The following is a 22,237-nucleotide window of genomic DNA, read 5'->3' on the forward strand; positions in this document are numbered from 1 at the left end:
ACTCGACTGGTGTGTGCAGATAACGTTTTTACCGACCAATATAAAAGGACGGGCGTGGTAACACGCCGACGAACCTACGTCCTCGCGGGCCTGCTCGTTCTCACCGGCTGTCTGACGACAGTCCTGCTCGCGCGAGTGCTATCGACGATATTCTTCGCAATCACAGTCGCATACGTCCTGTTCCCCGTCTCGAAGTGGCTCGGGCGCCACGGGCTCAACAAGCGACTGTCGGCGGCCGTGACGACTGGTATCGCCTTCGTCAGCGGCACACTCATCGTCGTCCCGCTCGGGGCCGTGCTGTATCTCCGCCGTCGTGACCTGTTTTCGTTCTTCCAGCAACTCCCACCGATGGTGACCATCGATGTCGGCGGGTTTAGCTACCCGGTCGAGATCGCGCCGACGTTGCTATCAGCGCGACGGATACTCACGGATTTCGCAGTCGACCTCGCGGCAGAATCGCCCGTCCTGGCGCTGAAAGCCGTCCTGTTTACGATTCTCGTCTACGCGATGCTGTGGCGGCCACAGGCGCCCAAAAAGGCCGCCTATCGGACGGTGCCGGCGTCGTATCACGAGGTCGTCAACCGACTCCATCAGCGACTCCGGGGGACGCTGTACGCGATTTACGTTCTCCAGGCGGCGACGGCGTTCGGGACCTTCGTCGTGGCGTGGGTCGTGTTCTGGCTGCTGGGCTATCAGGGCGCGTTCGCACTGGCGGTGGTCGCCGGCATCCTGCAGTTCGTCCCCGTCATCGGCCCCAGCGTCGTCGTCCTTACCATCGCTGTCGCGGACCTCATCAATGGAAACATCACCGGTGCGATACTGGTGACCGTGTTCGGCCTCGTCTTCGTCGGCTTCCTCCCCGACGCAGTCATCAGGCCGAAACTCGCCCGCTACACGACCGGCCTCCCGGCCAGCCTCTACTTCGTCGGGTTCACCGGCGGCGTGCTGACGCTGGGCGTCATCGGCTTTATCGCCGGGCCAGTCGTCATCGCGCTGTTGGTCGAACTGTCGTCGCTGTTGACGAACGAGCGGCAGGGAGACCAGCAGCAACTGAGCTGAGCCAGCAGTCGGTATAACAGTTAGTTCGTCTCCAGCGGCCGCCCCTGTGCCTCCCATTCGGTCAGGCTCCCTTCGTAGAAATCCACCTGCTCGAAGCCGAGATGCCGGAGAACGACGTACGTGTGGCTGATTCGCCGAGCGGTGTTACAGTAGAGGACGATACGTTTCTCGGGGACGATACCTGCACGTTCGAGAACAGATCGCGCTTCGTCTTGCGGAAGCAGTCCCCGCGTCTCGTCGTCGACGAGGGCCCGCCAGTCCAGCAGGACCGCACCCGGGATGTGGCCCTCGTCGTACTCCCCGTCCTCGCGTGTGTCGACCAGCACCGCGTCAGGGTCGTCCGCGGCGTCAGCGACCGCGTCCGGACCGACCAGCGGCGTCGCGTCGGGACGAGTCAGCTCGTAGTCGGTCGGCTCGACAGCCGGCGTCTCGCTCGACGTTTCCCGTTCGAGTTGCCAACTGGAGAAGTCGCCGTCGAGGAGATGGAGCCGGGCGGGGTCGTGGCCGAACAGTTCTGCGGTGACCAGAAACCGCGCGGCGAAGACGCCGTGGTGGTCGTCGTACGCGACGATGTCGCTCTCCGGGGAGACGCCGGCCTCCGAGAGCAACTGTGCCCAGTCGTCCTCGTCGGGGAGCATCCCTTCGCCAGCGTCGGCGTCGGACTCCGTGCCGTGTTCGTCTGCCCGGAACGAATCGAAGGGCACGCTCACCGCATTCGGGAGGTGGCCGAGGCCGTCGTATTCCCAGGCGTCGCGCACGTCGACGATTCGGATACCCTCGCCCTGGCTCGCCACCCACTCCGCAGAGACGAAATCAGTCATTGTCGTGGCGTTACCGCTCTGTCCGCTTGAAAACTCCCATCGCAGTCGGTCGAAGGTGGTTGCAAATATTGCTCGTTCTCACGGGAGAACAGAGCGAGCCGTCCCGGACATGGTACTCCATGGCCCTTATTCCCTCCACCGCTGGAACGCCGTCTTTCGGCACCTCCAAATAGGGGTAATATATGCCGCCAGGGTGGATGAGTGGCCGAACATGCCGAAAGTCGTGGTAATATATGTCTGGTAGACTTACGCTTCGACGCACTATGACTGACTACGCTAACGACGTGCTCGTCTCGGCCGACTGGGTCAGCGAGCATCTGGACGAGTTCCAGAGCGACGACCCCGCCCACCGACTGGTAGAGGTGGACGTCGACACGGAACTGTACGACGAGAGCCACGCACCCGGCGCAATCGGCTTCAACTGGGAGACGGACCTCCAGGACCAGACCACGCGGGACATCCTCGACAAGGACGACTTCGAGGACCTGCTCGGTGCCCACGGCATCAGCGAGGACTCGACGGTTGTGCTCTACGGTGACAACTCCAACTGGTTCGCCGCCTACACATACTGGCAGTTCAAGTACTACGGTCACGACGACGTGAAGCTCCTCGACGGCGGTCGCGAGTACTGGGTCGAGAACGACTACGAACTCACCGACGAAGTGCCCGAGTTCTCCGAAGTCGACTACGAGGCCGCCGGTCCGCGCGAGTCCATCCGCGCCTACCGAGAGGACGTCGAGAACGCCATCGAGCGTGAACTGCCGCTCGTCGACGTTCGCTCGCCCGAAGAGTTCTCCGGCGAAATCCTCGCACCCCCTGGACTCCAGGAGACCGCCCAGCGCGGCGGCCACGTACCCGGTGCCCAGAACATCTCCTGGGCGGCCGTCACCAACGACGACGGCACCTTCAAGGACTACGACGAGCTCGAAGAGCTCTACGCCGAGTACGGCATCGACGGCGACTCCACGACGGTCGCCTACTGCCGCATCGGTGAGCGCTCCTCCGTCGCTTGGTTCGCCCTGCACGAACTGCTGGGCTACGACGACACCATCAACTACGACGGCTCCTGGACCGAATGGGGCAATCTGGTTGGTGCGCCTATCGAGAAGGGCGAGGCTGAGTAAGCGACAGCGTACGAAGCCTCGAATCGAAGCGGCGACCGACGGGAGCCGCGGAGAAGGGCGAGGCCGACGACTGAGCGTAGCGAAGGAATCGGCCTCGTAGCGGAACGGCGACCACCGGGAGCCGTGAAGCAAGGCGAGGCTGAGTAAGCGACAGCGCAAAATCGGAGACCGACTTTCGAATTTTTGTAGCGTTGTTCGGAGCCGGTAGCGTCGCCGAGACGGTGGCGGCCGTTCCGAACGGCTATCTCCCGACGCCGAAATACAGCAGTGTGCCCAACCGTACATTCAAGTCAGATGCGGGTCGTACACCCGAATGTGGACCGAAAGGAACTCGAACGGGAACTCCGCGACGCCTTCGACGCCGACCCCGATATCGTCACGGTCGTGGCCAGACAGGCGCGGGACCTCTCGGAATCGGACCAGTTCGTGACCGACTTCGGGGCGGAGCTGACGGTGGGGGATGTCGTCGACAACCTCGCGGACGCGCCCGAGGACTATCAACTCGCCGAGCGGTGGAACTGGTGGCTGGGTGCGCTTGACCTCTCACACGGCGGCTACGCGCGGTTCAGCGTGCGACAGGACATCGACAAGACGTCCTGATCTGTCGCTGTCGGTGTTTCTGCGTGGATGGGAAAAACGGCGCGACGCCAGTCAGTGTACGCTAAGCCCGTGTGCCTCTCGTGCGTGTTCGAGGAGTTCCTCCGTCGTGTCGAACTCCTCACCGCAACTGCACGTGTGGTACGTCGTCGGGGGTTGCTGGCGTGTCGCCATGACAACTGAACAATGAGCCCCGAGTATAATAATTGTTTATGCTAGCGTGATAACACTGCCCAGCAGACGTGTTATCTTTACACAATACCACAACCGGAAAGACTCCCTTGACAGTTCATAGCCCCTAAGAACCCGGATATCGTCGTGTTCCGGTTCATAGATATTCCGCCTTCCCGGCGGTTGATGGCACGATTCGGTCAGAACCGACGAACGGAAACGGGCGCGACGCTTCCGTCGGTATAATGGATGTGCAGTTTCTCGGCGGGGCGGGTGAGATCGGCCGGAGCGCCGTCCTCATCGACGAGTCGCTGCTGCTGGATTTCGGAATGTTGACCGACTCACCGCCACGGTTTCCGGTGCGGACGCCGTCGCCGGACGCCGTCGTCGTCTCGCACGGCCACCTCGACCACGTCGGGACCATCCCGGCGCTGGTGTCGGGCGACGCGCGGCCGCCGATTCACTGGACGCCGCCGACGTACGAACTGGCGATGACGCTCGCGCGGGACACGCTCAAACTCCACGGTGGAACGGTCAACTGCCCGTTCACCGAGACAAACGTCAGACGGGTCACACAGGTGTCAGAGACCCACGGCTACCGCGAGTCGTTCGAGGCCGCCGGCTACGAAGTCACGTTCTACAACGCCGGCCACATCCCGGGGAGCGCACACGTCCTCGTCGACGATGGCGACACCCGACTGCTGTACACGGGTGATTTCCACACCGACGACCAGCGCCTCGTCTCGGGGACGACAGCACGCCCCGACGCGGACGCGATTATCTGTGAGAGCACCTACGCCGATGTCGACCACGAACCCAGGGAGACGGTCGAGGAGCGGTTCGTCGAGAGCGTCGAAACGACGCTCTGGGAAGGCGGGACCGTCGTCGTGCCTGCTTTCGCCATCGGCCGAACCCAGGAGATGCTGCTCATCTGTGAAGCCCACGATATCCCCTGTTACGTGGACGGGATGGGCAAACAGGTGACGAAGATGCTCGGGCAGTACCCCGAGTTCGTCCGCGATGCGGACGCGCTCCAGCGGGCGAAATCCCACGCCCGGTTCGTCACTGGGAAGGACGGCCAGCGAAAGCGCATTACCGACCAGAAGGCGGCCATCGTCACCACCAGCGGAATGCTTTCGGGCGGCCCGGCGATGACGTACATTCCGGAAATCCGCGGGAATCCGATGAACAAGATTACCATGACCGGGTATCAGGTCGAGGGGACGCCGGGACGGGACCTGCTAGAGACCGGCAGCGCCGAGATAGACGGTCGGATTATGCCGGTCAGCGCGCGCGTCGAGCAGTACGACTTTTCGGCACACGCCGACCGCGACGGGTTGTTTGCGTACCTCGACAGCTATCGTGACACGCCGGTGCTCGTGAACCACGGCGACCGCTGTGAGGCCTTTGCGACCACGCTCCGCGAGGACGGCTACGACGCGACAGCGCCCGAGCTAGGCGCGACCGTCGCCGTCCGGTAGACGGCCACACAGATGACCTCGGCCACGTTCAGTCACTCTCGTCTGCGTCTCCGGTGGCACGCTGCTTCAACCACTCGTCGAGCAGGTCGCGGATTGCGGCGTCCCGGTTGTCGCGGTGGTCGGCGAACGCTTTGTCGTCAATCGCGTCGAGCAACTCCTCGTCCAGTTCGACCTCAATCGATTCGAGGTCCAGAAACGCTTCGTCCATTGATTACGGGGAGTTGGACGGCCAGAGAAATATATCCTCGTCAGACAACCGTCGGTCAGTCGCGTGACAGCGGCCGCGAAGGCGGAGAGTTCCAGAAGGGTGTCAGGAGACCGCCATGCTTTGATTACGACTCGCGTCGTATCCACAGTCAGTGATGGGCTCGCTACAGTCTCTCATCGGCCCCCACCGGCTCGACGCGCTCGGCGCGTGGGCGGTAACGGGAATTCTCGTGGGTGGCGTCGGACGGTTCGCGGCCGGTGGCGAATTCGATTGGGCAGTGCTCACGGCACTCCTCGTGGCTATCGCGGTCACAGTTCCGTTCGCCACGCGGGACCTCGAAACGACGGTGCCCGCGGAGTTGCTCGGACTGGTCGCGGTGCCGGTACTCGTCCGGGCGTTCGGCGGCTTCCCGCAGGTCACGCCGTTCCTCGTGGTCGCCGGGGTCGCGCTGTTGCTGGCCGTCGTGCTCGATGCGGGCACCTCACTGACGATGACGCCGCGGTTCGCGACGGTGTTCGTCGTCATCGTGACGATGGCCGTCGCCGGCGTCTGGGCGGTCGGTATCTACGCGACCGACACGCTACTGGGAACCACGTTTCTCGATGGACAGACAGAGTTGATGTGGGATCTCGTCACTGCGGCGGGTGCCGGTGTCGTCGCCGGCGTCGTGTTCGAACTGTACTTCGAGCGGTCAGCACGCATCGCTCGACTGCGCGTCTCGGACCCGGATCCCCCGGAAGGTGACCAGTCGGAAGCGTCCCTTCCTGGAAACGGCACGCACCACCGCATCGCTGTCCGGACGCTACAGGCGCTCCTCGGTCTGATATCCGCATTCGCACTCGTTCGTGGCAACGTGACGCTGTTCGTCAACAGCGGCGGCCCACTGGCGATAACGTTCCTGCCGGCGCTGTTCCGCCGGGAGTACGGCTACGCGATGGACACCGGCCTCGTCCTGTGGATCACAGTGGCGTCGACGCTGCACGCGGCCGGCGCGTTCGAACTGTACGGAGCGTTTGGCTGGTACGACAGTCTGGCCCACGCCGTCTCGGCATCGCTCGTGGCCGGCGTGGGATACGCGGTCGCACGAGCAGTCGAACGCCACTCCGGTGCGGTTGCTTTCAACAGGAAGTTCCGCGCGACCTTCGTCGTTCTGTTCGTCCTCGCGGTGGGCGTCGGCTGGGAGATCCTGGAATTTGCCAGCGGCGGCATCGCGTCGATTATCGGCGGCGAGGCGGTCCTCGCCCAGTACGGGACGAGCGACATCGTGAACGACCTCGTGTTCAATACGGTCGGCGCACTCGTCGTCGCGGGCTGGAGCACCGCCCACTTCGAGGGTCTCGCGGCCCGACTCACCGGGCGGGTCGGGCGACTCACCAGCGGTGATTGAGTGCCTGACGTCCTCTGTTCCCGAAAGCGGCTCTACGGTGCAGACGGACCGAAACGTATGGAGCAGGCACATCTCGATTTCGACCGCTACTTCGAGGTCGCAATGGAGACCGACGAGGCACAGGCCGCGGAGATGACTGTCGAGCCGGGTCGGTCCGTCGGCGGCCCGGAAAACTATCACGAGCACAGCGACCAGTGGCTGTTCGTGGTCAGCGGTACCGGCGTCGTCACCATCGACGACGACGCCCACCGGGTCGACGCCAGCGACCTCGTCCGCATCGAGGCCGGCGAACGCCACGGTCTCGAAAACGACGGGGACGAGCCACTGGAGACGGTCAACTTCTACACGCCGCCGCGATAGCCGTCTCAGGACTCGGTGTCGTCGACCGGAGACAGTTCGTAGCAGGTGCCGTCCCGAAGGACGAAGGGCACGTCCGATGCGATAAGCGCGCGGGCTGCCTCACCAGTGATAGTCGCCGCCTCATCCGGCCGGAGGGCCGTGTCGAGCGCCTCAGCCTGCGCGTCGGCGAGCGACAGCGGTTCGAGCGTTACACACCGGGCGCTATCCGTCGCCTCGACTGCATACGTGACTTCGACGGGCTTGTCGCCGTGGACTGCAAGCGAGAACACGTAGTACGAGCCGTTGTGGACGTACACCGAGCTGTTCGGGTCGAAGCCGCCCACGTCGGAGTCGTAGCGATGCTCGCCCGAGTCTATCGCGTCGATGACAGCGCGTCGGTCGCTGTCGGGGAGGTCGTCGACCCGTACCGTCGACTCGTTTCCGGGGTCGTCGACTTCGCTCACGCTGTATTTGTTGATGTAGCCGCCGAATCCGGTCGTTCGCTCCGCGACTGCGTACGTCTCGCCGTCGAACGCGAAACAGCCGAACTCGTGAAACACATGCGCCCACTCGTGGGCTGTCACGTCTGCCGAGGGGTCACGGATGGCTGTTTTGAGTGCATCGGTCGTCTCGGAAAAGACACCGACAGTCGCCGTTTCGGGCACTGCTGCGGCGTCGATCGGTGACAACACTACCGGGGTTGGCGTCGCTGTCGCCGTGGCTTCTTCCGTCGAGGAGTCGTCGCCGAGTCCGGAACAGCCGGTCACGAGCGTACAGGCGATGGTTCCAAGAACGGTCCTGCGGGAGGGCACAGTCGCCGATTTCTGGGCGACCGGTAAATGCTTTCAGCGTCAGGCGACGCCGGCCTCCGCGTCCATCGGGTCCTGAATGTCGCCGACGACCTCTTCGAGCAGGTCCGTGACCGTCACCAGCCCGATGACTTCGCCGTCCTCAAGGACGAATGCGAGTTCCTGACGCTCGGCCTGGAACTGGTCGATAGCGTCGCTGACGGTTGTTTCCGGCGACATCGTCATCGGCGGTGAGGCGACGGCTTCGAGGTCGATGCCGTCCAGCAGACCGCCCGACCCGTCCTGCTCCTCGCGCTCGTCGACGAGCGCGGGGATGTAGACGATGCCGAGGAAGTCTTCGAGCGTCTCGCCGACGAGCGGGTAGCGGGTGTGGGGCGTCTCGGCGATCCGCTCGGCGTTGGTCGCGTCGTCGTCGGTGGGCGACAGCGCAACGATATCCCCCCGCGGAACCATCACCTCGCTGACTTCGCGGTCGCCGACGCGGAACGCGGAGAGAACCTCCTCGCGCCGCTCGTCGGGTACGTCGCCGCGGTCGAGGACGGAGCCGAGTTCGTTGCGTAGTTCGGCGCGGGACTCGATGCTCTCGACCTCGGCTTCGAGCCACGCGCCGGACATCTCGACGCCGAACAGTCCCAGCGTCCACTTGGCGACCCCGTCACCGACCGAAATAATCGGCGAGATTAGCTTGGCGAAGTAGTACAGCGGGGTCGCACCGTACCGGCAGACGAACTTCGCGCGCTCGACGCCGAGATACGTCGGCGTCTGCTCGCCGTGGGTCAGGTGGACGAGGTTGATGAGGAGGAACGCGATAGCGCCGCCGATGCCGACCCCGGCCAGTGCCGATGTCTCGAAGTACGGCTCGAAGATGGCCGCGAGCGCCGGTTCGGCGATGATACCGACGGCGATACTGGAGGCGGTAATGCCGACCTGACAGCTCGTCAGATAGATCTCCAGGTCGTCGGTCATCTCCCAGGCACGCCGGAGGCCGGGTTCGTCGAACTCGGACTCGTCGTACTGTCTGGCCCGCGTCAGTGCGAACTCGATGGCGACGAAAAAGCCGTTGGCGAGAATCAGGGCGATTCCTGCAAGCAGCCTGACCGCGACTTCGACTGGTTGCATGTGCCGGCGGGGTTCACGTTCCGGCGGTGAAAAAGTGGGGATTGCAGTCTCCACTCACGCCGCGGCAGCACCGTCGGCTGTTCTCAGACACTTTCGAAGTCGTACTCGACGCCAGTGAGGTCGGTCGAGACCGCCCAGAGCCGCTCGGCGGTCTCCTCGTCACGCGAGGTCTCGTTCGACTGCTGGAATTCTGGCGCGCCGCGCATATCGAACAGCCCGCCGGGACCGACGTACTCGCCGCCGATGACGTCGTCGGCGGTGGCGGCGTACAGCATCGGGAGCGCGCCCTGTTCGGCAGATTGCGCGAAAACGGCGTTGGCGACGCCCATGGCCGCGGTTCGCAGCGTCGACCCCATCTCCCGCGGCCCGCGGAACTGGAGGTCGGTGTCGGCGTAGCCGGGGTGGCAGGCGACGCTTATCACGTCGTCCCAGCCGTGGTTGCCCAGACGACGCTGGAGTTCGTAGGCGAAGAGGAGGTTTGCGAGCTTGCTCTGGCCGTAGGCTGACCACTTCCCGTAGGAGCGCTCGCGCTGGAGGTCGTCGAAGTCGATTTCGCCCATCTCGTGTGCACCGCTGGACTGCGTGACGATCCGGGATTCGCCGTCGGCGGCCCGGAGCAGGTCGAGCAGGTGTCCGGTCAGGGCGAAATGGCCCAGGTGGTTGACGCCGAACTGCGTCTCGAAGCCATCGGCCGTCTCGCTCCGGGGAATCGCCATGACACCGGCGTTGTTACAGAGAATGTCGACGGCGTCGTAGTCGTCCCGGAGGCCGTCGGCGAACGCCGCGACGTTCGACAGGTCGGCCAGGTCGCACTCCCGGATGTCGAGCGTCGCGTTCGGAACGGCTTCGCGAATTTCCGTGGCGGCCGATTCACCGCGTTCGACGCTCCGGCAGGCCATCACCACCGTTGCACCCCTGCGAGCGAACGCCTTCGAGCCTTCGAGTCCCAGTCCGCTGTTCGCACCAGTCACGACCACAGTTCGGTCCCTCAGCGGGGGCATATCTTCGATAGTCCAGCCTGTCATTGACGCAGATACGGGCGCGAGACACTGAAACCCATCGCCGGTGGGAGAGTGAGAGTCTTATGCCGTGGCCCCCGTGTTTCCAGTAATGAGCGACGTGCCGGTCACCGTCTACACGCGGGAGGACTGTCATCTCTGTGAAGAAGCCATCGAGACAATCGAGCGGGTCGCCGACGACGAGGGGGTCGCCATCGAACTGGACCTCATCGACGTCGACGAGGACCCCGACCTCCGCGACGAGTACGGCGAGCGCGTTCCATACGTCTTCGTCGACGGGTCGCCGGCGTTCAAGTACCACGTCGTCGAGGGAGAGTTGCGCGAGAAACTGCAGCAGTCGGCGTAACCGCAGGGCATCGGACCCACCAGAGCCGTTCGCTGTCGGGACTGGGTCGGCGCTATTGGGCAAGTACCAGTGCTGTTTATTATTTCTCGAGGAGAATACGTCGGCGATGCCCTCCAGTATCAGCGAGAGAATCTTTACTGAGCCGTCCGGACGCCCCATTACACTCGTCCACGCTGCCGGTGCACTCATCTTCGCCGGCCTGTATCTCTACGGCTGGGTCGTCGATGGCACCCCGGCTGCTTGGTTGCTCGCCATGGTAATCGGGACCGGATTAGCCGGCACTGCGGAAGCGCTTCCGAAGAGCCGACACCAAGCGGCCGGTATCCTCCGCTCCGTCGCGATTCTCGTGTTCCTCAGTCTCGTCGTTGCGTCCATCGTTGCACCCGAGTTCATCGTTGGCTGACCGCTGTACTGTGTCGGGAGTGTATCCTCCCCTTTCGCTGGGCCACTTCAGGAGTGTGCGCACAGTCTCCGACGGACGCCGGTGCTACTGACCGCGTTCGACCGCGTGTTTCAGCGCTTCAGCGGCCGCCGCCGGGTCGTCGGCCTGCGTAATTTCGGTGATAACAGCCACACCATCGGCCCCGGCTTCGACGACCTCGGTGGCGTTCTCGGTCGTGATTCCGCCGATACCGACGAAGGGAATGTCCACTGCGTCGGCGATGGCGGCGACGCGGTCGGTGCCGATGGCGTACTCGTCGTCGTCGATGTCGTCTTTCGATCCGGTGGCAAACACCGCGCCGACGCCGAGGTAGTCCGCGCCGGCGGCCGCGGCCGCTTCGGCGTCTGCGACAGTCGAAACGGAGCGGCCGATGAGCGCGTCCTCACCCAGAAGTTCCCGTGCAACGGGAACCGGAAGGTCGTCGTCGCCGAGGTGGACCCCGTCGGCGTCGAGGGCCTGTGCGATGTCCACGCGGTCGTTAACGACGAACGTGACGCCGGCCTCGCGGGTCAGCGCTCGCAGTTCCCGACCGAGTTCGTAGCGTTCGCGCGCGGTTCGGTCCTTCTCGCGGAGCTGGACGACGCCGACGCCGCCGTCAATCGCGTCCGCGACGATGTCGGCGGTTGTCCGGCCCGCCGAGAGCGACGCCTGCGTGACGAGGTACACGTCCCAGTCGACCATAGCGGGTCTCCGGACCGACGGGTCTTGTGTGCTGTGCGTTCGTCAGGACTCCGTTTCGGCTGTCGAACTCGGTGCGTTTGCCTCGTCAGTGCCGGCGTTGTCAGCCGTGAGCGCCCCGTCGCGGACGGCCATTCGGAGGCCGAACTCGGCGATGTTGCCGCCGTGTTCAGCCGTTCTGGAGAGACTATCGAGGGCGCGCGTGAGCCGGTAGTCGGCGTCGCCGGATTCGAACAGCTGTCGGTCGAGGTCGGTTATCCGCTGGCGGACGGCCCGGCGCGTGGCCAGCGTCTGTCGAGCGGTAGCGACGCAGGCGTCACCGATGATGACGCGGACAGCGTCTTCGACGACGGTTCGGACCTCCTGAGCGATACCTTCGAGGGCTGTGACGATGGTCCGCCCTGGCTGGCCGTCGAGCTGGTCGGCGACGGTCCCGATTCGCTCGGCGTGGTCGGCCACGCGTTCGAGTTCGTTGGCGGTCGCCCAGAGGCTGAACAGTTCGGGGCGAGTCAGCCCGAGCGCGTCGATCTCGTCGAGCCGTGCCAGTCCCCGCTCGAAGTAGCGGTCGATCATGGCGTGCAGCCGGTCGGCCTGCTCGTCTCGGTCGGCCCATCGGTCGCTGGTCGTCCCGGTCGTGAGCGCGGCCATCGCATCCCGGTGCATCGACAGGGCGACGAACTGGAGCTGGCGGACCGACTGCCTGACCGACACCTCGCCGGCGTCGAGCAACGTCTGGACCGTGACTTGTGTCTCGGTTTCCTCGGCGACGGTCACGCCGGTCAGGTTCCGAGTGACGCGTTCGATAGCCCGGAGTTGTTCGTCGGTGTAGCCATCAAGGACTTCGAGGACGACTGATTCGACGCCGGCGGCGTAGGCTGCCCGGAGTAACTGTTCTATCTCGGCCGGGTCGTCGGTCCCGGCTTCGAGTTCGACGCGGTTCCGCGCCGTCGTCTGGGACTCGGGGGTCTGAATCACCAGCAGGCCGTCGATGTGTGTGTGGAGGTTCACCGTCGTCCCGGCCGTGCAGTTCTCCGATTCGGCCCACTCTTTCGGCAGTGAAACGGTGTACGTGCCGCCACCGACGGTCTGTATCTTTCGTGTTTCCATGCTTAGTAGATGAGTTCCGAGTCGGTTTCGACCATATACAGCGTGCGTGCGGCGATGTTGACAGCGTGGTCGCCCACGCGTTCGAGGTCCCGCACGGTCAACAAGAGCCGAGAGACGTCGTCAAGGAGTTGTTCGACCGCCCAGCCGTCGTCACTGTCCGCCTCCCGTTCGATGAGGTCCCGTGCGACGGTCTCACTGGCCCGCTGACAGAGCGCATCGAGGGCGTCGTCGTCAGCCGCGATGGAACGACATTCGTCAATGTCTTCGCGTCTGTACGCGTCGATACTGCGCTCGACCATCTCGGTTGCCTCGCGGCCGATTGTGTCGACGTCGACTTCCGGGGCGAGACGGCGGTCGGCGGACTGCGCGTAGGCCGCGAGGTTCGTGGCGAGGTCCGCGACGCGTTCGAGGTCAGTGATTATCTTGAACGAGGCGGCGACAAAGCGGAGGTCGGTCGCGACCGGCTGCTGGAGGGCGAAGAGGTCGATACAGTCGGCTTCGAGTGCCAGATACAGGTCGTTTATTTCGTCGTCGCCATCGATGACCGACTGTGCCAGGTCCTCGTCGACGGACCGAAGCGCAGTGAGTGCGGCTTCGAGTCGCTCAACGACGAGGTCTCCCATCTCGACGACGTTCTCCCGGAGTTCGTCCAGTGCTTGCTGGTACGACTCTCGTGACATAGGTCACCCGAACTTGCCGGTGATGTAGTCCTCGACGCGCTGGCTCTCGGGGTTCTCGAAGATCTTGTCCGTGTCGTCGTACTCCACGAGTTCGCCGCCAGTGAGGAACACGGCGGTCTGGTCGGAGATGCGGGCCGCCTGCTGCATGTTGTGGGTGACGATGACGACCGTGTAGTCCTTCGACAGCTCCTCGACGAGGTCCTCGATTTTCGACGTGGCGATTGGGTCGAGCGCCGACGCCGGCTCGTCCATCAGGATGACCTCGGGGTCGACGGCCAGACAGCGGGCGATACAGAGCCGCTGTTGCTGGCCGCCCGAGAGGCCGAGGGCGTTGTCGTCGAGGCGGTCACTGACCTCGTCCCACAGGGCGGCCTGCTTCAGCGAGCGTTCGACGAGTTCACCCTCCTTTTCGGTGTCGTCACGCCCGAACAGGCGCGCGAGCAGGCCCTTGTTGATCTCGCCGTGCTTGCGCGGGCCGTAGGAGATGTTCTCCCGGATGGATTTCGGGAACGGGTTCGGCGACTGGAACACCATCCCGATACGTTTGCGGAGTTCGACGAGGTTGGCGTTGGGGTCGTAGATTTCGGTGCCCTCCAGTTCGACCGAACCATCAATGCGGGCGGCCTTGATGCGGTCGTTCATGCGGTTCAGACATCGTAGATACGTCGACTTGCCACAGCCTGACGGGCCGATGAGTGCCGTGACGCTGTTTTCCGGGATCTCCATCGAGACGTCTTTCAGCGCGTGGTCGTCGCCGTACCAGACGTCGAGGTTCTCGACGGAGATCTTCGCGTCGCCGTCGAACTCGTACTGCCGCCACTCCTCGCGGACCTGCTCCTCGCTCTCACCGGCCGTCGTTTCGGTGCTCGGCGAGGCGGCTGTGACCGTCTGCTCGCCGTTCGTTTGCGTGTCCGTGCTCGGCTCCGTGTTGATGCTATCACTCATAGTTGAGTTTCCTCCGGAAGTACGTCCGCGCCGTGATACCGACCGCGTAGAACGTCAGGACGACCATCAGCAGGATGAACGCGGTCGCCCATCCCATCTGCGGCGACCCCGACACTCCGGCCGCGATGACGGCCCACACCTGCGTCGGCAGTGACGCCGAGGCCGTCAGCAGGGCGTCGTTAGCGATGAACGGCGGCCCCGAGACGAAGCGGAAGCCGTCGATGACGGCGACGCTTTCTGTCGCGTTCAGCGTCGACCCCAGCACCAGAATGAGCGGGGCGGTCTCACCGGCGATGCGGCCGACGCCGAGGATAACGCCGGTGATGACGCCCGGCATCGCCGCCGGCAGGACGACGCTCTTGATCGTCTCCCACTGGGTCACACCCAGGGCCGCGCTGGCGTCCCGGTACTCGTCGGGAACGGCCTTGATCGATTCCCGCGAGGTGATGAGCACAAGCGGCAGGAGCATGAAACCAAGCACCAGCATTCCGGCCAGCAGCGACTCGTCGCCGCCCAGCCGCGGAATCAGGAACGCCGCCCCGAACAGGCCGAAGACGATACTCGGCGTGCTCCAGAGCGCGTTCGTCGCGATTTCGACGACCGCGGTGAACCGGCCCTGCTCGGCGTACTCGGTGAGGAACACCGCCGCACCGACCCCCAGCGGGACGGCGAACAGCGTCGCCCCGACGACCAGCCACACCGTGCCGACGATTGCGGGCATGATCCCGCCGGGTTCGGCCCCAAGCGGGATGTAGGCCTCCATCACCATCGGCCACGAGAGGCTCCCCTCGTTCGAGACAGCGACGCCGAGCACGGTGAACGAGACGCCGGTCGCGGCGACGTGCAGGCCGACCAGGGCGGTGAAGCCGGCCGCGCCGACGAGGCCGAGTCGCGTCTCCTCGGTCAGCAACCGGCGGGTGATCGTCTCCTCGCTGGACCGCTTTGCGACAGTCGTGAGCGTCGCCAGTACGAGCGAGGCGACGGCGGCCCCGAACGCGACCACGGGCACGAGGTTCACCGGGCCGACCCGCGGATTGATGCCGGCGACGGGCTGGAGCAACAGCGCGGCCAGCAACAGTCCGAGCCCGCCGAAGACCCCCAGCGTGAACAGCGGGGCCTCGCGTTGTGCGCTGTCCGCCAACGTCGGCCCGTCGCTGGTGAGCACGCCAACGAGCGGGGAGACGGCGAGGCCGCCCGCGGCGACTGCTCCGGCGACGACGGCAGCGAATCCGAGCGTCTCACCGAGGGAGAGACCGAACGGAGCCGGGCCGAGAATCAGGAAGAAGCCGATGAGGACGACCAGCACGAGAACCGCGGTCGGGACGGCCTGTCGGATCGACCCGGTCCGCTCGGACTGCGTCCCGACGTTTCGGAGCGAGCCGAACGAGCGGAAGAAGGTGACTGCGAGCAGCACCGCTGGTGCGAGCAGCAGTAGCGGCCCGACCGTCGTGTCGGGGGTCACTGCGAGTGCCGTATCGAGTGCCTGTCCCTGTCGGTTGACCTGGACAGTGTAGGCGTAGGAGTAGCGCAGCGGGGACCCGGTGACGAGTACACTCACGAACGTTGCGGCGAGCGCGCCGACCGCCGCCAGCGGGAGGACCCGAAACAGTTGTCGAGCGCCGTCGTTCCAGTCGTTTGTGCCCGCGGGTGTGCGAGCGAACTGGACGGCGGCGAGGAGGGCTGGCGTCAGGAGGACCAGGGCGGTCAGCGCACCGACCGAAAGTCCGTGGACGGCGTAGCCGACGCCCTTGAGCGTCACGAACACGACGATTGTCGCCATCACGGCCACCATCAGGAAGGCGTTGAGGTTGATGACGAGGAAGGCTCCGTACTCGCGGCCCCGAGCGCCGAACCCGGCCCGGCACTTGGCGGCCGACCAGGCTGACAGGAGCGTCCCGACGAGGAGGAACACGGGGATGACCGCGCCGCCGGTGAAGCCACCGGAGAGCGTCTGGGGGTTCCACTGCCAGCCGACGCCGATGGTGCCGGTCACGATTGTCAGCCCGAGCGCGCCGACCACGATGGCTGTCGGGAGCGTCGAACCGAGGTCCTCGCGGGGGAGAATCGCCAGCAGGAACAGCCCGACGCCGGCGACGACGGCCCCGACGAGCCACAGGAGTGAGCCGGCACCAGCAAGCGCACCGCCGGCGGCGGCTCCCATAGCAAGGCCGATTGCGCCGAGCGCACTGCCGGAGAGCAGCCCAGCACTCATGTTTGGCTCCGTGTCCACGAGTTCAAGCCGGGAGGAGACACCAGCGGCAGTGATCGCCAGCGCTTCGGCCAGCAACACGGTTCCAAGCAGCGTCGCCATCGTCACGGGAAGGACCGCGGCAAGCGCGGTCAGCGCAAGCGTCGAAACGACGAGGCCCAGCCCGATGCCGCGCACTCGCTGTGAGGTGACCGGGACGACGTTGGTGTAGGAGGCGAGGCCGGTGATCCCGACCGCGCCGACGACGACAGCAAGTAGCGTCCCGAGCGCCGTGGTGAGGGCACTGCCACTGGCACCGGGCGGGACCAGATTCACCAGCGTGATGAGTCCGAGCGTGAAGCCGACGACGCTCAGCGCGATCGCCGTATCGAGCCCCCGGTCGTAGCTGTTCGAATCCGCACTGACGAGTCGGTCCGTGGTCGCGTAGGCGTCACTCATTGTTGCCCCTTCAGTTTCCGCTGCATACGTCGCTCAATGTACTGCGAGACGATGCTCATCCCGGCGACGATGACGAACAGCATGACGCCGGCGACGAACAGCACGTCGACAGTGCTTTCGGAGGCGCTCCCGTACTGGGTCGCGATCAGGCTGGTCAGCGTCGCGTTGGCGTCGAACACGTCGAACAGCGGGTCGGCGAACTGGGTCCCCGAGGCCATGATCGCGGCGACGGCCATCGTCTCCCCGATGGCCCGGCCCAGGCCGAGGATGACGGCCGCGGAGATGCCCGAGAACGCCGCCGGGATAGAGATGCTCTTCATCGTCTGCCACTCGGTCGCGCCCATGGCGACGGAGCCGTCGCCCATCGACTGTGGGACGCTAGAGAGGGCGTCCTCGCCGACGGAGACGACCGTCGGCAGCGCCATCACGCCCACGACGATGCCAGCGATGAGGAAGCTCGCCCCGTCGTCGAGGAAGTTCGTCTGGATGAAGCCGTTCAGCACCTGGAAGCCGATGAACCCGTAGACGATGGAGGGGATGCCGGCCAGGATCTCGACGCCGGGCTTGATTATCTCCCGCAGGCGGTCGCTGGCGACCTCGGCGATAAACAGTGCGCCGAACAGGCCGAGCGGCCCCGCCACCGCGCCTGCGATGACGGTGACGACCACCGTCGCCCAGATCATCGGTATCAGCGAGTAAGCCCCGCTGAGCGGGTTCCAGAACGTCGAATCCGACGGCAGGACGGTTTCGAGCCAGAAGAACCAGCGGGCCTCCCCGCCCTGCTCCGGAATCAGTAGCAGTCCGGTCCCGTGTTCGAGAAACGCCGGCAGCGCGCTCGCGAACAGGAAGAACGTGATGAACGCGACGGTCAGCACGGTGAGGATCGTCGCGACCAGCGTGAGCAGGCGTGCAACCTCGGCCTGATAGGTGACCCAGCCGACCGCCGTGACGAACACGAACGCCAGTAGCATGGGCAACGCAAGAGCGGGCCGAAACAGGAAGACGAGAATCGTCGCCACCAGCGTCGTCGCTATCGTGACGACGGCGAGCGTCGACCCGTCAGCTCTGTCCCCGTTCGACACCGCCTCGCCCTCCGTCGTAGGTATGTCCTCTGTCATAGTATGGAAAATCGACCGACACGGCCGATAATCGTCAGATCGACTCGAACCGCGGTCGATTACACCTGATCGGGGAGCTTGGCGCGCTCTTCCTCGCGGCGGCGCGAGCCGAGCTTGAAGTAGTTGTTCGGCGCGACGAAGGTGTCCTGACCGAAGTCAGATAGGATCATGTTGATGACCGCGGCCTCTTTCTTCGAGGTGCCTTCCCATGTGTACATGTGGAGGTCGCGCGAGAGGGGGTAGGCCTTCGAGTCCAGGCCGTTCTGGTCGTCCTGGTAGCTGTAGGTCGTCCCTTCCCATTCCAGCGCGATGGGGGCCAGCCCGTCGGTGTCGATGAACGCCAGCGCGAGGTAGCTGATAGCGTTGTCGGCCTGTGCGATGGCCTGTGCGAGGCGCTGGTTCTGGCCGTAGCGGTTAGCAACAGAGGTGTCTTCTTCGGGGTTGCCGAAGACATTGGAGACGAACGACGTTCGCGTCCCGGAGCCCTTGACGCGGCCGAGCACCTGAATCTCGCGGTCCGGGCCGCCGAGTTCGCTCCAGTTGGTGATTTCGCCCTTGTAGAGGCCCTTGAGTTGATCACCGGTGACCTGTTCGACACCGGCGTCGGCGATCTCCTGGGAGACGACCAGCGGCTGGCCGTCCACGCCGACGACGTGGTCGACGAACTGTTCGTAGGAGTCACGGTCGGGGAGTTCGTCCTCGACGTTCCCGGAAGAGTTGCCGATGTCGTTCTGGCCGTTCATGACCTTCTCGACGCCGGTCCCGGAGTGGGAAAGACCGACCGTGAACTGGAACGGCGGGCCGTCCTCGCCGCCGGCCTCGAACCCGTAGAGCCCCGCCCAGTAGTCGGCGAGATTCTGGTCCGTGTCGATGTCGTACTCGCCGTGGGGCCAGTACTCGGTGTCGCTGGCCGGCCGGTTGGCGTTCCAGTAAGAGGCCGCCGTGTTCGCGATGGGGTACACCGTCGAGGAGCCGCCGGATTCGAGTGCGCTGGTACCGCCGGAGCTACCACCCTCGTCGGTGCTTTCGGTCGCTTCCATCTCCGTCGACACCGCTTCGGTGTCCGCACTCTCGCCGGCGCCCCCGTCCGACTCGGAGTCGCCGCTGCCGCTGGAACAGCCGGCGATTGCAGCAATGCTGGTCGCACCCGTCGTTGCGATGAATTTCCGCCGCGATACGAACTCTGACAGCCCGTCTGGATCGTGCGCCATCACCAGAGTCCAGTGAGACAGGTAATAAGTAACCTGCTAAGATAGCTATATCTATTGGGTTATTACTATATAGACATAGTATGTTAAACACCCGCAAATAGGCGGGCATATATCAGCAATCACGTCGCCATTGTGCCTTCAGCATCCCGAATACACCGTATATGAACGAGCGGTGAATATAGCTTTTTCAGCCGTTTGAATCACCGTTACCGGCGAATATCGTCGCCGGAGCGACGGTCATCCGGAGAATATGTCCCCAAATATTAGAGCTTGGATATAGTATATAGATATGAGTGGATTTATATCATCCCGTGAACGAGTGCCAGCCACATGGAGACACGCAAGGTCCAGGTGACAGGCGGGTCGACATACACCGTCTCCCTCCCCAAAGAGTGGGCGACAGAAAACGACGTGAGCGCGGGCAGCGTCGTCGAATTCCACGCCGAACGGGACCTGCTGTTGCTCGCTCCACAGCGGGACAACGGCCGCGTGGAGGGCACGCTTGACGTGGAGGGACTCGAAAACAGGCACGAACTCACGCGGGCGGTGATGACGATGTACGTCAGCGGCTTCGACATCATCCAGCTCGAAGCAACGCGGATAACGGCCGAACAGCGTCGGATCATCCGCGATGCGACCCAGGGACTGGTCGGTTTAGAGATGATCGAAGAGACGACTGACCGGGTTGTCCTGCAGGACCTGCTGGACTCCTCGGAGCTGTCGGTCCACAACGCGATCACACGAATGCGGCTGGTCTCGCTGACGATGCTCTCCGACGCTGTCGAGGCGCTCATCGAGGACGACGACGACCTCGCGGCGGACGTGATGCAACGCGACGACGACGTGGACCGCCTCTGGTACATGGTTTCGCGCGTGTTTCGCACCGTCCTCCGAAACCCGACGACAGCTGACGAGATCGGTTTCCCACGCGAGACCGTGTTCGATTTCCAGTCCAGCGCCCGCCAGCTAGAGCGTATCGCCGACCACGCGACCAAGGTCGCCAGCCTCTCCCAGGAAATCGGGGAAATAACTGGGGAAACCGCAGAACTGCTCGATCAGCTGGAAGCCGAGGCTATCGCCGTCCCCGAGACCGCGATGGACGCGCTGTTGACCGAGGACTCCGACGAGGCCGTCGAACTGGCAAACGAGGCCCGGAGCCAGATCCCCGACGTCGACGGAACCGCTCGCGAAGTCGACGGGCAGATCCGCGAGTTCGACCCACAGAGCGCACAGGTACTGGGCCTCATCGTCGACTCCCTGTCCCGGACCGCCGACTACGGCGGCAACATCGCCGAGAGCGCGCTCCAGAAGGCCGCACCACGACCGCAGTCCTGAGGGTCGTCATTACAGGGAACGACGGACAGCCGTTCTGTGATCTCAGCGTGTCGAAACCAGACAGTGACGGCGGTGCCGCCTGATCGTATCGAGGCACGCGAGGATGTCGGCGAGCGCCGGACACGTCGCCGAACAGTCGCCGTAGAGATACCGGACGAGACTGGTCCCGTCGATGCCCGAGATGGCAGCGGCCGACCGGCTGTGTAGCTGTCGCTGGCGGGCCGCTGCCGCCGTCTCGCAGTCGGCTTCGATTTCGGCGAGCTGGTCATCGATAGTGTCGAGTCGGGCTGGGTCGGTCGTTCGCCGTGCGTTCGCACCGAGTGCGGCCCCGCGGCGTTCACAGTCGTCGAGCGTCGCCCGCACCGACTGTAACGACTCCCGTTCGCGTTCGAGCGCCGGGAGCAACGTCTCGCGTTCGTCGCGTGCCCCCTCGCTCGCGGTCAGCAGCGCCTCGTACAATTGCGGGGGCAGGCGTGTTCCTGTCGCGATCTGCGTGCCGAGTTCCGGCCCGAACTCCATCGACATATTCGCCTCCAGCGAATCGTCGTACTCGGCCTCGAAGTGCGGTACAGCCATGACTGTCTCTCGGTAAGCTTCCCGGACGGCACGCAGACTCGTATCGGGTTTCAGCTGCCGGGCACTGAGCACCGACATCCCCCCGGCTGAGGTGTCGACGGTGCCTGCGGATTGTCCCGTCGGTTCGATGGACACGAGTCTGGTCCGAAAGCGCCTGAAGGCCGACAGTTCAGCCTCGATACAGTCGATCTCCCGCTGAACGACGGCGAGCGCCTGCTCGATCTGTGGCTGGCTCGTCTCAGTGTCAGACACGGAGTACTCGACCGAACCGTCAGCTGTCGTCGTATAGGTATTTTATATGTTCGCTATATAGTCGACAGTACCGCTACCGCTGAACGGCCAACGGGTAGTCCGGGACAGGCTCAGCAGGCCGCGCGACCACTCTTGTTCCAGTGGTTTCGGGAATAGCAGGACGCGAGGAGATCATACCGGGCACCCATGCTGTCAGATCGTCCGTTCGCGTCGTCGTCAACGGATGCACTTTTGCCACACGGGCAAGTACGGCTCAACGGTGGCGATGACGAGATGTTACCCCCGCTGAGCCCCTTGTGACGATGGACTTTTCCTGAGCCACCATTTCGACTCCAAACAGCGGCTAAAACGGTGCAGCAGGACCTTCGTCGGTGTCTCCGTCGGCAGTCGCACTGTCCGACATTGTCTCTCCGCCAGCGTTCTCGCGCTCCAGCGGTCCGTCCCAACCGTTCAGCCCGGGTTCGAAGCTTACCACGTCGCCATCGAACCCTTCGTACGACGCAATGAGTCGGGCGGCCTGCACGCTTGACTTTCCTTTCGGACACACTGTCACGACTTCGTCGTCACCGTCGAACCGTTCGACCTCGTCGACGAGCGACGGGAACGGGACGTTCTCGCTTCCGGGAATATGGCCCCGCTCGAACGCGCCGGGCGAGCGGATATCGACTACCCGGACCGCCTCCTCGTCGAGTTTCGACCGCAGCTCGTCGGTGTCGATTTCGCCGTCCATATCCAGCCGCTAGCGGGCGATACCTAAACCTTCACC

The 22,237-nt window shown here is 64.4% G+C and carries 23 protein-coding genes; 9 read left to right on the forward strand and 14 right to left on the reverse strand.

Annotation, left to right across the window (positions count from 1 at the left end):
* The first annotated feature begins 54 nt into the window (after positions 1-54).
* On the forward strand, positions 55-1,059 hold the full coding sequence (locus SG26_RS05560) for an AI-2E family transporter (protein ID WP_014041283.1): 1,005 nt from the start codon (positions 55-57) through the stop codon (positions 1,057-1,059).
* 20 nt (positions 1,060-1,079) lie between these two features.
* Here the strand turns inward: SG26_RS05560 and SG26_RS05565 are convergent, their stop codons facing one another.
* Positions 1,080-1,880, reverse strand: a complete 801-nt coding sequence (locus SG26_RS05565; protein WP_014041284.1) for a sulfurtransferase — start codon at positions 1,878-1,880, stop codon at positions 1,080-1,082.
* A gap of 263 nt (positions 1,881-2,143) precedes the next feature.
* On the opposite strand from SG26_RS05565, the gene SG26_RS05570 reads away from it, so the two are divergent.
* The 3 genes from SG26_RS05570 (at position 2,144) to SG26_RS05580 (ending at position 5,253) form a co-directional block, all read left to right on the forward strand.
* Positions 2,144-3,004, forward strand: coding sequence for a sulfurtransferase (locus SG26_RS05570; RefSeq protein WP_014041285.1), 861 nt, complete (start codon positions 2,144-2,146; stop codon positions 3,002-3,004).
* 294 nt (positions 3,005-3,298) lie between these two features.
* Entirely contained in the window at positions 3,299-3,604 is a 306-nt protein-coding gene (locus SG26_RS05575; RefSeq protein WP_008307932.1) for a hypothetical protein, read from the forward strand.
* Positions 3,605-4,017: 413 nt separating this feature from the next.
* Positions 4,018-5,253 (forward strand): MBL fold metallo-hydrolase, encoded by a 1,236-nt coding sequence (locus SG26_RS05580; RefSeq protein WP_050037067.1) that lies wholly within the window; start codon positions 4,018-4,020, stop codon positions 5,251-5,253.
* A gap of 28 nt (positions 5,254-5,281) precedes the next feature.
* Here SG26_RS05580 and SG26_RS05585 read toward each other — a convergent pair whose 3' ends face one another.
* Positions 5,282-5,461, reverse strand: a complete 180-nt coding sequence (locus SG26_RS05585; protein WP_050037068.1) for a ribbon-helix-helix protein, CopG family — start codon at positions 5,459-5,461, stop codon at positions 5,282-5,284.
* A 154-nt stretch (positions 5,462-5,615) separates the two neighbouring features.
* Here SG26_RS05585 and SG26_RS05590 point away from each other — a divergent pair, with 154 nt between their 5' ends.
* The gene (locus SG26_RS05590; protein ID WP_050037069.1) at positions 5,616-6,848 is read left to right on the forward strand and encodes a hypothetical protein; all 1,233 of its coding nucleotides are present in this window, start codon (positions 5,616-5,618) and stop codon (positions 6,846-6,848) included.
* A 57-nt stretch (positions 6,849-6,905) separates the two neighbouring features.
* Positions 6,906-7,208, forward strand: coding sequence for a cupin domain-containing protein (locus tag SG26_RS05595; RefSeq protein ID WP_014041290.1), 303 nt, complete (start codon positions 6,906-6,908; stop codon positions 7,206-7,208).
* A gap of 5 nt (positions 7,209-7,213) precedes the next feature.
* On the opposite strand, the gene SG26_RS05600 is transcribed toward SG26_RS05595, so the two are convergent.
* The 3 genes from SG26_RS05600 to SG26_RS05610 form a co-directional block, all read right to left on the reverse strand.
* The gene (locus SG26_RS05600) at positions 7,214-7,999 is read right to left on the reverse strand and encodes a hypothetical protein (protein ID WP_050037070.1); all 786 of its coding nucleotides are present in this window, start codon (positions 7,997-7,999) and stop codon (positions 7,214-7,216) included.
* A 39-nt stretch (positions 8,000-8,038) separates the two neighbouring features.
* Positions 8,039-9,115: a hemolysin family protein gene (locus tag SG26_RS05605; RefSeq protein ID WP_014041292.1), complete on the reverse strand. Its 1,077-nt coding sequence runs from the start codon at positions 9,113-9,115 to the stop codon at positions 8,039-8,041.
* Between the two features lie 83 nt (positions 9,116-9,198).
* Complete coding sequence (locus SG26_RS05610) at positions 9,199-10,140, reverse strand: oxidoreductase (protein WP_050037071.1); 942 nt, start codon at positions 10,138-10,140, stop codon at positions 9,199-9,201.
* Between the two features lie 85 nt (positions 10,141-10,225).
* On the opposite strand from SG26_RS05610, the gene SG26_RS05615 reads away from it, so the two are divergent.
* Both SG26_RS05615 and SG26_RS05620 read left to right on the forward strand, forming a co-directional pair.
* Positions 10,226-10,480 (forward strand): glutaredoxin family protein, encoded by a 255-nt coding sequence (locus SG26_RS05615; RefSeq protein ID WP_050007255.1) that lies wholly within the window; start codon positions 10,226-10,228, stop codon positions 10,478-10,480.
* Positions 10,481-10,586: 106 nt separating this feature from the next.
* Positions 10,587-10,883, forward strand: coding sequence for a hypothetical protein (locus SG26_RS05620; RefSeq protein ID WP_050037072.1), 297 nt, complete (start codon positions 10,587-10,589; stop codon positions 10,881-10,883).
* A gap of 84 nt (positions 10,884-10,967) precedes the next feature.
* On the opposite strand, the gene thiE is transcribed toward SG26_RS05620, so the two are convergent.
* Genes thiE through SG26_RS05655 form a run of 7 tightly spaced genes read right to left on the reverse strand, consistent with a single transcriptional unit; the run spans position 10,968 to position 19,308 of the window.
* Positions 10,968-11,603 (reverse strand): thiamine phosphate synthase, encoded by a 636-nt coding sequence (thiE, locus tag SG26_RS05625; protein ID WP_014041296.1) that lies wholly within the window; start codon positions 11,601-11,603, stop codon positions 10,968-10,970.
* 42 nt (positions 11,604-11,645) lie between these two features.
* Positions 11,646-12,707 carry a phosphate uptake regulator PhoU gene (locus tag SG26_RS05630; protein ID WP_050037073.1) on the reverse strand — a complete coding sequence of 354 codons (1,062 nt, stop codon included), beginning with the start codon at positions 12,705-12,707 and terminating at the stop codon, positions 11,646-11,648.
* 2 nt (positions 12,708-12,709) lie between these two features.
* Complete coding sequence (gene phoU, locus SG26_RS05635; RefSeq protein ID WP_050037074.1) at positions 12,710-13,387, reverse strand: phosphate signaling complex protein PhoU; 678 nt, start codon at positions 13,385-13,387, stop codon at positions 12,710-12,712.
* A 3-nt stretch (positions 13,388-13,390) separates the two neighbouring features.
* Positions 13,391-14,332 (reverse strand): phosphate ABC transporter ATP-binding protein PstB, encoded by a 942-nt coding sequence (gene pstB, locus SG26_RS05640; RefSeq protein ID WP_050037075.1) that lies wholly within the window; start codon positions 14,330-14,332, stop codon positions 13,391-13,393.
* Entirely contained in the window at positions 14,325-16,979 is a 2,655-nt protein-coding gene (pstA, locus tag SG26_RS05645) for a phosphate ABC transporter permease PstA (RefSeq protein ID WP_050037076.1), read from the reverse strand. The genes pstB and pstA overlap by 8 nt, the downstream gene beginning before the upstream one ends.
* Positions 16,976-18,097 carry a phosphate ABC transporter permease subunit PstC gene (pstC, locus tag SG26_RS05650; protein WP_050037077.1) on the reverse strand — a complete coding sequence of 374 codons (1,122 nt, stop codon included), beginning with the start codon at positions 18,095-18,097 and terminating at the stop codon, positions 16,976-16,978. Before pstC ends, pstA begins: the two co-directional genes overlap by 4 nt.
* A 59-nt stretch (positions 18,098-18,156) precedes the next feature.
* Positions 18,157-19,308, reverse strand: coding sequence for a substrate-binding domain-containing protein (locus SG26_RS05655; RefSeq protein ID WP_014041302.1), 1,152 nt, complete (start codon positions 19,306-19,308; stop codon positions 18,157-18,159).
* 330 nt (positions 19,309-19,638) lie between these two features.
* On the opposite strand from SG26_RS05655, the gene SG26_RS05660 reads away from it, so the two are divergent.
* On the forward strand, positions 19,639-20,643 hold the full coding sequence (locus SG26_RS05660; RefSeq protein WP_050037078.1) for a phosphate uptake regulator PhoU: 1,005 nt from the start codon (positions 19,639-19,641) through the stop codon (positions 20,641-20,643).
* Positions 20,644-20,685: 42 nt separating this feature from the next.
* Here the strand turns inward: SG26_RS05660 and SG26_RS05665 are convergent, their stop codons facing one another.
* Together SG26_RS05665 and SG26_RS05670 are read right to left on the reverse strand one after the other, a co-directional pair.
* Positions 20,686-21,471 (reverse strand): hypothetical protein, encoded by a 786-nt coding sequence (locus SG26_RS05665; RefSeq protein WP_014041304.1) that lies wholly within the window; start codon positions 21,469-21,471, stop codon positions 20,686-20,688.
* A gap of 343 nt (positions 21,472-21,814) precedes the next feature.
* Entirely contained in the window at positions 21,815-22,201 is a 387-nt protein-coding gene (locus SG26_RS05670) for a rhodanese-like domain-containing protein (protein ID WP_050037079.1), read from the reverse strand.
* Positions 22,202-22,237 lie beyond the last annotated feature (36 nt).

The sequence above is a fragment of the Haloarcula sp. CBA1115 genome (assembly GCF_000827835.1).
GTDB classification, from domain to species: Archaea; Halobacteriota; Halobacteria; order Halobacteriales; family Haloarculaceae; genus Haloarcula; species Haloarcula hispanica.